At 59.0% G+C, this 14,888-nt stretch carries 13 protein-coding genes; 2 read left to right on the top strand and 11 right to left on the bottom strand.

Going from position 1 to position 14,888, the window contains the following annotated elements; translation table 11 throughout:
- Positions 1-34: 34 nt before the first annotated feature.
- The 9 genes from ABAC402_RS28580 to ABAC402_RS28540 all read right to left on the bottom strand — a co-directional run bounded on the left by ABAC402_RS28580 (position 35) and on the right by ABAC402_RS28540 (position 11,166).
- Positions 35-910, bottom strand: coding sequence for a hemolysin family protein (locus tag ABAC402_RS28580; protein ID WP_031235451.1), 876 nt, complete (start codon positions 908-910; stop codon positions 35-37).
- Positions 903-1,385, bottom strand: coding sequence for an rRNA maturation RNase YbeY (gene ybeY / locus ABAC402_RS28575; protein WP_023449152.1), 483 nt, complete (start codon positions 1,383-1,385; stop codon positions 903-905). Before ybeY ends, ABAC402_RS28580 begins: the two co-directional genes overlap by 8 nt.
- Positions 1,385-2,353, bottom strand: a complete 969-nt coding sequence (locus ABAC402_RS28570; protein WP_023449151.1) for a PhoH family protein — start codon at positions 2,351-2,353, stop codon at positions 1,385-1,387. Before ABAC402_RS28570 ends, ybeY begins: the two co-directional genes overlap by 1 nt.
- Complete coding sequence (miaB, locus tag ABAC402_RS28565; protein ID WP_023449150.1) at positions 2,350-3,708, bottom strand: tRNA (N6-isopentenyl adenosine(37)-C2)-methylthiotransferase MiaB; 1,359 nt, start codon at positions 3,706-3,708, stop codon at positions 2,350-2,352. Before miaB ends, ABAC402_RS28570 begins: the two co-directional genes overlap by 4 nt.
- A gap of 228 nt (positions 3,709-3,936) precedes the next feature.
- The gene (locus ABAC402_RS28560) at positions 3,937-4,350 is read right to left on the bottom strand and encodes a Fur family transcriptional regulator (protein WP_023449149.1); all 414 of its coding nucleotides are present in this window, start codon (positions 4,348-4,350) and stop codon (positions 3,937-3,939) included.
- A gap of 71 nt (positions 4,351-4,421) precedes the next feature.
- Positions 4,422-4,868, bottom strand: coding sequence for a ribosomal protein S18-alanine N-acetyltransferase (gene rimI, locus ABAC402_RS28555; RefSeq protein ID WP_023449148.1), 447 nt, complete (start codon positions 4,866-4,868; stop codon positions 4,422-4,424).
- Entirely contained in the window at positions 4,865-5,491 is a 627-nt protein-coding gene (tsaB, locus tag ABAC402_RS28550; protein ID WP_082179888.1) for a tRNA (adenosine(37)-N6)-threonylcarbamoyltransferase complex dimerization subunit type 1 TsaB, read from the bottom strand. The genes rimI and tsaB overlap by 4 nt, the downstream gene beginning before the upstream one ends.
- A 14-nt stretch (positions 5,492-5,505) precedes the next feature.
- The gene (locus ABAC402_RS28545) at positions 5,506-6,072 is read right to left on the bottom strand and encodes a NifU family protein (protein ID WP_023449146.1); all 567 of its coding nucleotides are present in this window, start codon (positions 6,070-6,072) and stop codon (positions 5,506-5,508) included.
- A 195-nt stretch (positions 6,073-6,267) separates the two neighbouring features.
- The gene (locus tag ABAC402_RS28540; RefSeq protein WP_023449145.1) at positions 6,268-11,166 is read right to left on the bottom strand and encodes an NAD-glutamate dehydrogenase; all 4,899 of its coding nucleotides are present in this window, start codon (positions 11,164-11,166) and stop codon (positions 6,268-6,270) included.
- Between the two features lie 466 nt (positions 11,167-11,632).
- Here ABAC402_RS28540 and ABAC402_RS28535 point away from each other — a divergent pair, with 466 nt between their 5' ends.
- Positions 11,633-12,046, top strand: a complete 414-nt coding sequence (locus tag ABAC402_RS28535) for an MAPEG family protein (protein WP_031235448.1) — start codon at positions 11,633-11,635, stop codon at positions 12,044-12,046.
- 161 nt (positions 12,047-12,207) lie between these two features.
- On the opposite strand, the gene ABAC402_RS28530 is transcribed toward ABAC402_RS28535, so the two are convergent.
- Both ABAC402_RS28530 and ABAC402_RS28525 read right to left on the bottom strand, forming a co-directional pair.
- Positions 12,208-13,359: an MltA domain-containing protein gene (locus ABAC402_RS28530; protein WP_031235446.1), complete on the bottom strand. Its 1,152-nt coding sequence runs from the start codon at positions 13,357-13,359 to the stop codon at positions 12,208-12,210.
- Between the two features lie 142 nt (positions 13,360-13,501).
- The gene (locus ABAC402_RS28525; protein WP_031235445.1) at positions 13,502-14,149 is read right to left on the bottom strand and encodes a Tim44/TimA family putative adaptor protein; all 648 of its coding nucleotides are present in this window, start codon (positions 14,147-14,149) and stop codon (positions 13,502-13,504) included.
- Positions 14,150-14,327: 178 nt separating this feature from the next.
- Here ABAC402_RS28525 and secB point away from each other — a divergent pair, with 178 nt between their 5' ends.
- Positions 14,328-14,807, top strand: coding sequence for a protein-export chaperone SecB (gene secB, locus ABAC402_RS28520; RefSeq protein ID WP_023449141.1), 480 nt, complete (start codon positions 14,328-14,330; stop codon positions 14,805-14,807).
- The last annotated feature ends 81 nt before the right edge of the window (positions 14,808-14,888 follow it).

Raw genomic sequence — 14,888 nt, 5'->3', positions numbered from 1 at the left:
GCTCAGCCAGGCGCGGAACTTCGCAACAGGCGCCTTACTCATCGGCCGTCGTCAGATCGGCGTTGGCGAAACTGCGGCGATGCAGGCGCAGCTTCTTGATGCGGCGGGCATCGGCGTCCATGACTTCGATATCGAAGCCGGCCTTCTCGTAAGGGATGATCTCACCCCGCTGAGGCACTCGGCCGGCCAGGACGGCGACCAGACCAGCCATGGTGTCGATTTCTTCCTCGGTGTCTTCAGGGAAGAGCTCCATGCCAAGTTTGTCCTGCAAGGTGGTGACCTCGACGCGACCGTCGACCTCGATCTGGCCCGACGGAAGTTCGCGGATCTCGTCTTCGCCGGCTTCGTCATATTCGTCGTCGATATTACCGACCACCGCCTCGACCAGATCCTCCAGGGTGACCAGGCCGTCCGTCCCGCCGAATTCGTCGATGACCAGGGCCATGTGGATGCGTTGGGCCTGCATGCGCAGCATCAACTCGGCCGTCGTCATCGACAGCGGAACATACAGCAGTTCTCGGCGCAGTCGGTGCAGCACCGGCTCGGCCCAGTTGGGCCCAGCCTTGCCGATATCGGGCCCCAGCAGCTTGAGTACGTCCTTGATATGAACGACGCCCACCGGGTCATCGAGAGTTTCGCGATAGATGGGCAGGCGCGAATGCTCGCTCTCGATACAGCTGCGCACCACATCGGCCAAGGTCGAGGACAGCTCGATCGAGACGATATCGACGCGCGGCGTCATGACGTCGGCGACACTGAGATTCTGGAATTCGCGGGCATGGTCGACCAGTTCGGAGGCAACGTGGTCTTCTCCGCTGGCGATTTCGGCTTCGGCTCGGGTTTGCGGCCGGGTCAGGCCGAAAAACGAAAAGAGAGAGGACTTGTTTTTCTGCGGGTCTGGGTCAGGCATGGCCGTCTGCGTAAGGGTCGGCGACGCCCAGGCCATTCAGAATACTGCGTTCCAGGTTTTCCATAGTCTCAGCTTCAGCGTCGTGAATGTGATCATAACCCAATAAATGCAAAGTACCATGCACAGACAGATGCAGGACGTGATTTTTGAGCGTCTTGCCCTGATCCCTGGCCTCGCGGACACAGGTTTGCAGGCCAAGGGCCATGTCGCCGAGGTGTTCAAGCACGCCCTTGATCTGCATCGACTTGGGCGCCGGGAAGCTCAGGACGTTGGTCGCCTTGTCCTTGTTGCGGTATTCGGCATTGAGCCGCTTCATCTCAGCGTCGTCGCATAAAAGGACGACGACATCGGCCTGGTCCTTGAAATCAACAGCTTTCAGGGCGGCCGAGACGCCGCTTTCGACCACGGCTACCGCGTCCGGCAGGGCGTCGAGCCAGCCGTCGTCGTCGATTTCAATATCAATCAGAGGTTCCATCAGGAGAAACTGTTTTTGTGTTCATTGTCGTAGGCGCGGACAATGCGCGCTACCAGTTCGTGACGGACGATGTCATCGGCCGTCAGTTCCGTGACACCGACACCCTTGACGGTAACCAGCAGGCCAACCGCATGGGTCAGACCGCTGTCAGCCTTGTTCGGCAGGTCGACCTGGGACGGGTCGCCGGTGACCACCATCCTGGAGCCTTCGCCCAACCGGGTCAGGAACATCTTCATTTGCATACGCGTTGTGTTCTGGGCCTCGTCAATGATGACATAGGCGTAGTTCAGAGTCCGGCCGCGCATATAGGCCAGGGGCGCAACCTCGATCTCCTTGGTTTCGCGCTTTTTGGCCAGGACCTGGGCGCCAAGAATATCGTCCAGGGCCCCCCAGATCGGCGTCAGGTACGGGTCGATCTTCTCATTCAGGTCGCCGGGCAGGAACCCCAGGCGCTCACCGGCTTCGACAGCCGGACGGGTGATGATCAGCTTGTCGACCTTGCGCGAAAGCAACAGGGAGACACCATGGGCAACGGCCAGAAAGGTCTTGCCGGACCCAGCCGGACCCATGGCGAAGACCAGGTCCTTGTCGGCCAGCTCGCGGAGATAGGCTGCCTGGCCGGCGGTCTTGGCCACGATGGCGCCGCGTCGGCCCATGATCACGGTGTTACGTTGGTCCACGGGCGGGGTTACCGCATCGGCTGACGACGCAGGCTGTTCGATCAGACGGCGGACATCGGTCTCGCTGATTTCGATGCCGCGGTCGTACAGGTCGCTCAAGGCGACGATAACGGCGCGCGCCTTTTGCCGCGCCCGTGCGTCGCCGGACACGATCAGGCCGCCTCCCGGCATTTCAACCAGAACCTTGAACGCACCCTCCAGCATGGCGAGGTAACGTTCGGTGGGTCCGGCTACGGCCAGAACACAGGCATCGGTCAGGGTAACGAAGTCTTCTTTTGCAGACGTCATGCGGAGACAGTTTCAAGCAGGGCGCCCTGCAGTGAATTGTTGCCGACGGCTTTGATCCGGATCGGAACGATCTGACCAATCAGGTGGGCAGCGTCCTCGACATAGACCGATTGCAGGTACGGCGAGCGGCCGATGGCCTGGTTGCCAAAACGGCCACGTTTTTCGAACAGGATGTTCAGGGTCTTGCCGACCAGGGTGGTTTTGAAAGCCTGTTGCTGCTCCATGATCAGTGCGTTCAGGGTTTGCAGGCGTTCATCCATAACGGCTTCCGGCACCTGGCCGGGCATGGCGGCGGCGGGGGTGCCCGGGCGCGGCGAATACTTGAAGGTGAAGGCCGAGGCGTAGCCGACCTGACGAACCAGGTCGAGCGTGTCTTGGAAATCCTTGTCGGTCTCACCGGGGAAGCCGACGATGAAGTCGCCGGACAGGGCCAGGTCGGGCCGGGCTGCCCTGATGCGCGCGATCAGGTCAAAATAGGCCTGGCGGCCGTGTTTGCGGTTCATGGCACGCAGGATCTTATCGCTGCCGGACTGCACCGGCAGGTGGAGATACGGCATGACAGCGCCCAGGTCACGGTGGGCTGCGATGAGGTCATCACCCATGTCGTTGGGGTGCGAGGTGGTGTAGCGCAGACGGTCGATGCCGGCTATGTCGGCCAGGCCATACATCAGCCGCGCCAGGGTCGAGGGTTGACCATCGGCGCCGACGCCGTTGAACGCATTGACGTTCTGGCCGAGCAGGGTCAACTCACGGACGCCCTTGGCCGCAAGTCCTCGGGCTTCGTCTAGAATAGCCGCGACCGGACGTGACCATTCGGCGCCACGCGTATAGGGCACTACGCAGAAGGTACAGAATTTGTCGCAGCCTTCCTGAACGGTCAGAAAGGCGGCGGGGCCAGTCACGGCGCGGTCGTTGGTCAGGGCGTCGAACTTGGCTTCCGGCGCAAAATCTGCAGCCAGACGCTCGCCTTTGGAACGATGGGTGCGGGCGATCAGTTCGGGTAACTGGTGGTAGGCCTGGGGGCCGATGACCAGGTCAACGGCCGGGGCGCGGTGCATGATCTCGACGCCCTCGGCCTGGGCGACGCAACCCGCGACGGCGATGGTCATCCGGCCCTCGCCGCGGGCTTCTTTTTCGCCGCGCAGTTCCTTCAGCCGGCCGATCTCGGAATAGACCTTCTCGGCCGCCTTTTCACGGATATGGCAGGTGTTGAGCAGGACCAGGTCAGCGCCATCGGCAGTGTCGGAGACCTCATAGCCCAGCGGACGCAGGATATCGATCATGCGCTCGCTGTCGTAGACGTTCATCTGACAGCCGTAGGTTTTAATATGCAGCTTCTTCAAAGGGGCGTTCATGCTGGGCCTTATGGAGTTTTCCATTGAAAAAAGCAATAAGAGCCAGGGGCCTCGGGCCCCTGTACCCCATAACTCCCCAGTGATTATTCGGGTGAACATCAAGAAGCCCGGGACGCCGCGCTCACCCGCCGCATGGCTGGCTTAGGGCGTTCGGTGCGGATATCGCACCGCCGGGCTGATTTCCTAAAGTTTGCCATGCGGCAAACCTTCGCTTGTCAGCCCCTGACCTTATTTCTCTTCTTCCAAAGGAACGCCGTAAAGCTCGAGCTTGTGGCCGACCAGTTTGTAGCCCAGCTTCTGGGCCAGAGCTTCCTTCATGATCTCGATGTCCTTGTCGAAGAACTCGACGACCTGACCGGTCTTGATGTTGATCAAGTGGTCGTGATGATCATCGCCGGCCTGTTCATAACGCGAACGGCCGTCGCCAAAATCATGACGCTCGACAACCCCTGCCTCTTCGAAAAGGCGCACCGTGCGGTAAACCGTGGCGAGCGAAATGTTGGGATCGACCGCGGCGGCACGATGGTACAACTCCTCAACGTCGGGATGGTCCTGCGCTTGCGACAGCACACGCGCCACAACCCGGCGCTGATCGGTCATCCGCATGCCTTTTTCGATACACTGTTTCTCAATGGGATCCATGCGGATGCTCCCTGACCGGTCGTGTTTTTGCGACGCGCTAGAACGCGATGCCAATAAATGTAAGGCTTTGCCTAATGGAGCGCAAGCCTTAGTATATGTGCATCCACAGGCTCACTGTCCTTGCGTGAGTAATAGGCCTTGCGTCGACCCGCCCGTTTAAACCCGCAGGATTCGTAAAGTCGCAAAGCAAAGACATTGTCCGTGGCGCATTCCAGGAACAGACTATCAGCACCTTCGGCCCGCAAGGCCGCAATCACCTGAACCAGCAGCATCCGCGCCAGCCCCTTGTTTTGGTAGGACGGATCTGTGGCAAGGGTCAGGATTTCGCCTTCACCCCCCACCACCGCCATGACCACGAAACTCACCACGTCGCCTTGCGCCTCAAAGACATAGGTGCGGTGGTGCGGCTTGATAAGAAGGTCGGCGAACACACCTGCGCTCCAACCGTAGTCGAAACAGCGAGAGTGGATATACTCCAGTTGCGTGCAGGGCGCATTAAGCTGGCGGATAACCGTCATGCCGTAACCTGCGGCGCCAGGACGATGATGCCACGCATCGACGCCACCGCATCCGCACCCCGCATGTACTGCGGCGTCAGGTCGTCATGCCCCGGTAACATCGTCAAGGCCGCCAGGGCCTCCAACGCCGGCCAGTCCTGAGGAAAAGCCTCGGCTTCAGGAAAGTGGGGTCTTACCTCATTCATCGCCGGTCCGGTTAAAACTCTGATATCGCACAGGTTTTGCAAGTCTGCAAAACCTATCGCCTGTGGCGCGTGTAGACCTCTCCGGATATAGAAACTTCCACGCCCGCCACTGATTACGGCTACCGCCTCCCGACCTTCCAGCGCTGGATGCGCTGTCAGGGCTTCCAGTGTGCCCACACCTTTTAAGGCAAGACCCAGGCCCAAGGCCAGGCCCTTGGCGAAGGACAGGCCGACGCGCAAACCCGAGAACGAGCCCGGGCCAAGCGTCACGCCGACATGCGTCAGATCGCGCGGGGTCAGGTCGGCATCACGAAATAGTTCGGCCACCATGACCGGCAGGCGTTCCTGATGCCCACGCAGCATCGGATCGGTAGCTTTAACAACAACATCTCCCCCCCTGAACAGCCCAGCCTGACAGGCGTTCAGCGCAGTGTCGATGACGAGGACGGTACTCAGAGGACCGCCTCGATCTGGCGCACTTCCGGTACATAGTGCTTCATCAGGGATTCAACGCCCTGGCGCAGGGTGGCGGATGACGACGGACAGCCAGCGCAGGCACCGCGCATGTGCAGGTAGAGTGTCCCGGATTCCATGTCGAAACTGTCGAACTCTATGTCGCCACCGTCCTGCGCGACAGCCGGACGCACTCGGGTATCAAGCAACGCCTTTATCTCGGCGACAATCTGACCGAGTTCGCCTTCATAGACAGTTTCCGTCCTGATCTCGGTTTCGCGCATGATGGGCTGACCAGACGTATAGAAGTCCATGATGGCTGCGAGGATCGGCGGTTTCAACTGAGCCCAGATGAGCGTGGCATCCGGATCGCGGCGCACGGTCAGGAAGTCTGAACCGAAGAACAGGGCGGATACGCCATCAATCTTGAACAACGCTTCGGCCAAGGGCGAGACCTTGGCCTCGTCCTCGGTGACGAACTGCTTCGTGCCCGTGGCCAGGACAGTCTGACCGGGCAGGAACTTGATGACGTCGGGATTGGGCGTGGCTTCGGTCTGGATGAACATGATGGCTACCCTTATAACTCAAGCGCTAAATGGGCGCAAAACAGCGCATTGGCAAGAGTCTATGGTGAAGCCATTCTTTCCTCTCCCGGTTTACGGGGAGAGGACGAGAGCGGATCGAAGTGAACGCGATCGGATGAGGGGCTTTCTGATACTTCAAATGTCGCGGTTATTACAGAAGCGTCTTTTCTGCCAGCCTCAAAGCTTACCCACCCACTCCCGCAGCACGGCATTAACGATCGTCAGTTTGGCGAAACTCCAACCGCCCGTTTGCATGTCGGCGATCATCGACTGCAACGACTGCACCATAGCAGCATTCTCACCTTCCCAGGTCTCAATGATCTGCTGCGGCGACTCTGACGGAGACATGCGCGACATCATAGCCTTGACCACCGCTTTTTGCTCGGTCAGCACATCCTCGATCAAACGCCGCGTCGCCATCCGATCCCATGGGTCGGCGCTGGTCAAAGATCCCGCCCCCTCTGTCAGACGGTCGAAGCCGAACCGGTCGCCCGTCAGGGCATAAAGCTCAGCCGTCTTGTCTAACGGCTTCTTGGGGCCGCCCGCCAGGTCGATGATATCGACTGCATGGTGGAACACAGACATTAACACCACACGGCGGGCGAGGTCTGCCGGTGCACCCAACGCGGTCAGTTCAGCGGCCCGAACCGCCAAGCGCGCCTTGACCGGTTCGCTCAAAGCGCTTTCTCCTAAACCGACAAGTTCGGTCACACCCTCAGCATAGGGCTTTATCCGCGAATTCAGAGACCCCGGCGTCTGCGAGAACCGGCGAGCGATCCAGTAGGTCTGGCGCCGGACAAAACCCGACAGGTCACGATAAAGCCCGGTCTGGGCCGCCGCCGGCACCTTGGCGTCCAGGGCCGATACCTCCGCCCAAAGCACGGAAATGCCGAAAAGTCTCCATGCCGCGGCAAAGGCATAGACAAAGGCTTCGACGTCGACGCCCGCGCCCTTAAGCACCCGCGTCGGGAAGCTGGGACCTGTGACATTGACAATGTCATTCGCCAACACAGTCGCGATAATCTCACGCTGCAGGCGGTGTTTGCGTATATCCGCCGCATAGTGGTGCAGGGCATCGGGGAAATAGTCGATCAATACCGACTCCAGGTCGGCATCATCCGGTGCGCCGGACGCCACGATATCGTCGAACAGCACCAGCTTGCCATACGCCATGACCACGGCCAGTTCCGGTCGCGTAAGGCCCCTGCCCCGACCGCGCCGAACCTCCAAAGCCGAATTCGACGGCAGGCCCTCCACCTTGCGGTCCAACCGGCCGCGCTTTTCCAGCACCGTCATGAAAGCCTGGGCATTGGCGTTGTCGTCCGCCGCCGTCGCCTCCTGCAACGTCAATGCCAGGGTCTGGTCGTAATTGTGCTTCAGCACGTGCGACGCGACCTCATCGGTCATTTCGGCCAGCAGCTTGTTGCGTGCCTCGAGGGTCATCCGGCCGGTCGCCGTCAACTGGCCCAGCAAAACCTTGATATTGACCTCGTGGTCGGAACAATCGACGCCGGCGGAATTGTCAATGGCGTCAGTGTTCAGCCGCACGCCAACCTCGGCGCAGACAATTCGACCCGCCTGGGTCAGGGCCAGGTTGGCGCCCTCCCCGATCACCCGGGCGCGAACCTCGCTGCCGTCGATGCGCACGGCGTCGTTGGCCTTGTCGCCGACATCGACATGACTCTCGACAGGAGACTTCACATAAGTGCCGATGCCGCCGAAATAGAGCAGTTCGACCCGCGCCTTCAAAATCGCGTTCATCAACTCAAACGGCGTCACAGCGTCGGTCGTCAGATCCAGCATGGCCTTGACTTCAGGCGACAGAGGAATCGACTTCTGCCCGCGCGAAAATACCCCGCCACCCTGCGAAATCAGTGACTTATTGTAGTCCTGCCACGACGATCGCGGCAGGGCGAACATGCGCTGGCGCTCGGAGAAGGATTTGGCGGTGTCGGGATTGGGATCGAGGAAGATGTCACGGTGGTCGAAAGCAGCCACCAACCTGATATGGGGCGACAAGAGCATGCCGTTGCCGAAGACGTCACCCGACATGTCACCGACACCCGCCACCGTGAAGTCCTCGGACTGGATATCCTTGCCAAGCTCACGGAAGTGACGCTTAACCGCTTCCCAGGCCCCGCGCGCCGTAATCGCCATGGCTTTGTGGTCGTAGCCAACGCTGCCGCCCGAGGCGAACGCGTCGCCCAGCCAGAAGCCATAGTCGCTCGCGACACCGTTGGCGATGTCGGAAAAGGTAGCCGTGCCCTTGTCGGCTGCGACGACCAGGTAAGGATCGGGATCGTCCCAGGCCACGACCTGGGGCGGTGGCACGATCTTGCCTTTGGCATCAAGGTTGTCGGTCAGATCCAGCAGGCCCGACAGGAAGACCTTATAGGCCTTGATGCCTTCGTTGCGGATATTGTCCGGAGTGGCATTGGGCGAGCCCGGCCGCGGTAAGAGCTTCGGGAAAAAGCCGCCCTTCGATCCGACGGGCACAATGACTGCGTTCTTCACCTGCTGAGCCTTGACCAAACCCAGGACCTCGGTGCGGAAATCCTCCTTGCGGTCGGACCAGCGCAGGCCGCCACGCGCAACGGGCCCAAAGCGCAGGTGAACCCCTTCGACTCGTGGCGACCAAACGAAGATTTCGCGATAGGGCTTGGGTTCGGGGAGGTCGGTTAGTTCGCGCGACGCCACCTTGAACGAAATATAGGTTTTTGGCTCGCGATCCGCGTCGGTCTGGAAATAGTTGGTGCGACGCGTGGCATTCAACAGCAGGTAAAGCCGACGCAAAACGCGGTCATGGTCCAGGGTGGCAACGTTTTGTAACAGAGTTTCGATCTGCTCGCCCGCTTCCTCGACCAGGAGTTTTCGCTGCTTGATCTCTTTCAGATCCGGTGAGAATTTGAGATTGAACAGGTGGAGCAAGGCTTCCGCGACATTGGGGTTTTCGCGCAGGGCAGTCTGTTGCACTCCCGGCGATGGGTCCAGGCCCGACTGAACGCGGTAGCGGCACAGCGCGCGCAACAGGGCGATTTCACGCCACGAAGCGCCGTTGATCGTCAGGGCGTTGAAGCCGTCGCTTTCTGTCTTACGATACCACAGGGCGAGGATCATCTGCTGGAATTCACGCCCGAAGTCGGCGAAATCGGCGCGCGGACCCGGAGGAAACTGGATGATAAATTCGTGGACCCACAAACAGCCCAGGTTCCACGATTTGACATTGAAACCGTATTCTTCCAACGTCTTGAGACCCATTTGATCCAGCACGGGAAGGATATCGCTCAACGGAATGGCGCGATCAGCACGCGTATAGAGCTTAAAGCAAAAGATAGAGTCCAGATCTTCCAGGCGCTGATAGGCACGGACATTAACCGGGGCCTCCGGCGACAGGCCCGCCAGATAGGCCGTATCGACCACGGTCTCGGGCAGATCAAAACGTTCCTGGTACCCGACTGGAAAAGCAGCTGCCCAATCGTCCCAACGCAGACCCGCCCAACTCAGGCCCGCCGGCAAGGACGTGCGTTGTGTAATGTCGGTGTCTTCGACCAGGGCGACAAGTTTTTGCGGCCAGGACCGGGTGATATTCTCGATATCGGCTTCCAGGTCGGCGATATCAGGATCGAAGTGATCACCCGGCGTTACGCCTATTATATAGTGGATGCTCGACAGCAGGGAGTCGTTAACGTAGGGGTACGATGCCGAAACGCGGCCGAGATAGGCCGTGGCCAGGATTTCACCGGCCTTGATCTGCATCTGAGACTGGTAGATTTCGCGCGGAATGTATAGCATCACAGAGATAAAGCGGTCGAACGGATCCTTGCGTGTGAACAACTTGACTCTCGGCCGATCACTCAGGTGCAAGATGCCACGGGCTGTGCGCAACAACTCATCCTCTGTCATCTGGAACAGTTCGTCGCGTGGATAGGTTTCAACGATGTTTTTGAGCCGCTTTTCGTTGTAACCACCGCTAAGGCCCATGACCGCGGCTTCATGAAGGACGTGCTGGGCCTTGCGCCGGACGAGAGGCACTTCGAATGCCGGCCGATCATAGGCTTCGCTGGTGAAGAGCCCGACGAACCGGACCTCGCCCGACGGCTTGCCATCGGGGCCATACCGCTTGATACCGATATAGTCCATATAGACACGGCGGTGGACGCGTGACTTGATATTGGCCTTGGCGACGGTCACCGGCTCCGAGTTCTCGAGTTGGTGAAGGATCTGCCGGCTCAGCACAGCCGGTTCGCTGCTGCGGCGCAGGATCTGGCGGGTAGGATCGCGCAGAACGCCGAAGCCTTCCTGGAGCTGGTACATCGGCTGTTCCTGCGCATAGGCGCCGCCGTCATCGCGCGGATAGGTGTAACCGCGGGCTCCCAGGAAAACAAAATGATTCTCGTCAACCCAATGCAGGAAGGCGAGATTCTCAGCCAGGACGGCTTCATCGAGGCGAATGGTTTTGTCATCGCTCAACTTTTCCAGGGTGGCGATTTCCTCGGCGAGCAGCTTCTGCATGCGCGGAAAATCGTGCACGGCCAGCTTCAGGTCGTGAAGGCTGGCGTCAATGCCGGCCAGGATCGCCTTGTGTCGATCGGCCGACTGACGCTCGATGACGATCAGCATCATCGATTCCTTGTACGCCGTTCCAGAGGCGGCGCTGCGACCATCGCTGTCGCGCATCAACACAACAACCGGATGGAACATGGAGCGGATCGAGACCCCCTGGTCGATCAACTCGCCCATCACGGTTTCGACGATGAATGGCGAATCACTCTGCACGATTTCGATCAGATCGTAGGCCGTTCCCTCGCCGTCTGCGGTGGTCGCCGGACGAATGCGCCGCAGGGTTTCCGTACCATTGGCGCGCCGGTCGGCAAAGCGCCAGAATTCAGAAATCAGCGTGTTGAGCGTGCGGTTATCAAGCCCTGGCAGCTCTTCAGGATCGAAGTCCTCCAGGATCTGGCTCAGAAATGCCTTTTCCGCTTCGGGCAGGCGGAGGAAATCGCGGTGGCCGGTCGCGGCGACAAAGCCACGGGTCAGGGCATCCTTGGTTACGTGGAGGGAGGTGAGTTCGTCCATAGCTATTTCCTTAACCCGGCCGCACGTAGTGGAAAGTCTGGGCACGGCTTGGCCGCCGGCTCTTTACGTTCCCGCCAAGGCGTGATTGTGGCGCGGATTGTTTAACAAAACCCGCCCTGGGTGTCACCCGATAGCTTCAATAGAAACGAAAAACCGCCAGCCTGTTCAAGGCCGGCGGTCTTGGAAGCCGCATTCGTCTTCCACTGGGGGGAAAACAGGACCGCAGCTGTTTCGTATCACCACCGGAAGAGGCATGATAAGCCCGCGAACCCGTGTTTGAGCCGTGAGAGAGGCACGTCTCAATACCCCCATTTTTACCACCCCAGGGGGTGAGCCACCAGAGCGTCTGGTATCACACTTGTGTGAGTTTGCTTAAGGATTCGGAAAGGTCTAATTTAGGGAAAATTCATAACTTTCAGGTGCTTAAGCAACGCAATCTTCACCATTCTTGTTTAGCATGAATGGCATGATACAGCCTGTTCTCGTCCTTATTGCCTGGTCGATGGTCATGCTCGTCTGGCTCTATGTCCGGCGGCTGCCCGCCTTGTGGCATTATGCGGTGACCGAACCGAACCTGCGGGCCCGCGACGCGGCGCGTAGCCTGCCGCCGCAGGCGCAGTGGCCAGCCGACAATTACAACAATCTGCTGGAACAGCCGACCCTGTTTTATGCCCTGAGTCTCGGTATCTACATTTATGGCCTGAACAGCCCCGACCTGGAATATCTGGCATGGCTGTATGTGGCTTTGCGGGTGGTCCATTCGATCGTCCAGGCAACCTGGAACGAGGCCGTAGTTCGGTTCTGCATTTTTATCGCCAGCTCTGGTGTTCTGGGTCTGCTGTGTTTGCAGACCATCCGGCTGGTGTTTGATATATTCTGATCCGGCTTAGGCCTGTGGAACGGGCAAGTCTAACCACGAACCACATGAGACGAACTTTGTCGTGTCGTTGCTGAATCCTTGCTTATACTAAGCCTCATAAAGAATGAAGCTTGGTATTGTAACTAAGGGCGCTACGCGTTACCCGTCGACGACAATTAGTATCATTCAACAACAAACGGTACGATCCGCCACATTTTCAGCTTGTGCTTGATCCTACCAGCTTCGGTACCGGCCTTGGTGCCATGACCGATGTAGAGATCTGCCCGGACCTGACCCTTGATCGCTCCGCCCGTATCCAGAGCCGACACAAGCCGTTGATAGACCGGAAACGCGTCGGCCAAAGTACCAGCATTGGCATCGATCCAGAACAGATCTCCCAGAGCGTTCAGGATCGGATCGACGGCAATGGCCGAGCCCGGTGGCAAGGACAGGCCCGAGGCGCCGACCGGTGATGTTCGATCCGGCTGGATCACAAAAAAGCCGTAACGCGGATTGGCGTTCATCACCTCCCTCGCTTCCGGACCGCGATGGTCCGCGAGCCATTTATGAATATTGTCGCCCGAGGTCTGGTTCGGCGCGAGGTAGCCGCGCTCCTGCATCACCTTGGCAATGCCGACAAACGGCCGGCCATTGTCGGCGGCGTAGGCCGAATAGACCGTCTTGCCGTCCGGCGTCGTCAGAAACGCTGAACCCTGAAGCTGCATGAAGAAATAGTCTTCGGGTCGCATGTAATAGCCCGTCGTAACCGGCATCAACTCTATTTCGGCGCGAGAATAATAGGGAACATATGTGTCACCAATCTTGCGTGCGGCAATCTTGGCGGCTGTCGACGGTGGGGTAAGCTGCGAACCCGGAATCACGACCAGGTCACCCGGCTTGGGTCGCACTGGCTGAGAAAATTCCGCGTTGGGCGTATATTGCGCCTGATAGTCCGGGACATAGTAGCCGGTAAGCAGACCTTCGCCCGAAACCATCTCGACCTGAAGATGGCTGTTGAGAAAGGTCTTTATCTCGACAGATGAATGGAACTCCTGTTTAGCGAGATCGGCACAGACCTGAACATACTGCCGGCCTTGTTTGTAAATGCAGGTGGCACGCAAGGCTTCCAGGGCGATAAAGGCGTCGCTGGCAGCCCAGCCGGGCAAGGTGTCAAGCCGCATGGCTGCGGGAACCGGGTTAATGCCGGGCGTAGGAACAGGAACTGGCGTTTCGACAGGAGGTGTTACCACCGGCGGTATCTTGGGTGTTTCAACGCAGGCGGACACCACCAGAGCAGCGGCCAATCCCAAACCGATCCCGATTCTCTTGAACATGCTCACCCTCCACACCTGACACCGGGCACTCTGATCTGTTAGCCGAAACCGGTCAAGCCCCGGTGACCTTGGCCCTAGTGAGTCAGGCCCCGGTGAGTCAGGCCCCGGTGAGTCAGGCCCCGGTGAGTCAGGCCTTTGCACGTCAAGGCTTGGCGGCTCCGACCTTGGTCAGCAGCCAAGGGCTGTTTGAAACGCGCACGCCCTTCTGGAAGGTCCAGTATTCGGCTGTTCGCTTGTGGCGGCGGTGTATCTTTGGGGAATCAATCTTTGTGGTTGGTACAGCCGACTCAGCGCTTTCTACCGGGGCATCCACCTTTTCAAACACCAGTTCCGACAGAAAACGGACCCGAATCTGAGCAATCTCGTCCTTGAAGTCGATATGGTCGATGTCGGCCTTGGGCTGATCGACGAAGCTCAGAGTTTCCTCCGGCGCCACATGGTCGATCAGCGCCTTGGCGAAGACGCCATAGACGGCGTCGGACAGCTTGTCCTTTACGGATTCCAGCTCGCCCTTATGAAACGCGATGACCACCTGCTCGTAGGTTTCTCGAGCTTTTTCTAGGAAATTCAATTCGTTAAAACTGGCGTCGCGGGTCTTGAGCATGTCGAGGTTCGGCATGCGCGACGTCTCGACCTGTTTATCGGCCTTGCCGGTGAGATCACCGAATTCGTCACCCTTGACGGTTACTGGCTTGTCTTCGGCACGAAAGCCTACCTTGCGCCCGAGCACATTGTAGAGCTGGAACAAAATCACCACGGCGACGATGGCGAAAATAATGAGGGCGACCATGTTGTCCAAGACGGAATCTCTTTTCAATCGGCTAATAAGGCGATCAACCTTCCCTATATAGGATAAGATTGCCGAATGTGAACTGTTCGTTTCGTTGCCTAAGACAATCTTATCTGATAGGGGCGTGTCGAAACCTGCGCCACTCTCCTTGGGCGCAATCCTCCGGAGCCTAGAGTTTATGACTGAGACCCCCGTCACCCCCGGTTCGCCGCCGGTCCCCAACATGCAGATCATTGCACAGTTCATCCGCGATTTTTCGTTCGAAAATCCGCGCGCGCCGAACTCCCTGCGCATGGAATCGCGGCCCGAGATCGACTTGGGTGTCGAGATGAGCGCCCGGGGCCGCGAAGACGGCATGTTTGAAGTCGACCTGAAGCTGAATGTCCGGGCAACGACACCGGAAGGCCCGATGTTCAACATCGAACTGGTTTATGGTGGCCTTTTCCAGCTCGTCAACATCCCGCCAGAGCTGATGGAGCCTACCCTGCTGGTGGAATGTCCGCGCTACCTGTTCCCGTTCGCTCGCCGCGTTATTGCGGACGTCACCGCGGACGGTGGCTTTGTCCCGCCCTTCTTCCTGGAGCCTATCGACTTCGCATCCCTCTATACCCAGCAAAAGTCGCAGCTGCAAAATCAAGCGGCCGCCGGTGAGGCCTAGGCCTCACCATAAAACTGTCGTTTAGAGCGGGATGGCTTTAGGTAGAATCGCCATCTCGCTCTAAGTTTTTATTTTGTCGCG

The organism is Asticcacaulis sp. AC402, assembly GCF_000495835.1.
Lineage (GTDB): Bacteria > Pseudomonadota > Alphaproteobacteria > Caulobacterales > Caulobacteraceae > Asticcacaulis.
This window is presented reverse-complemented; position numbering and strand designations above follow the sequence as displayed.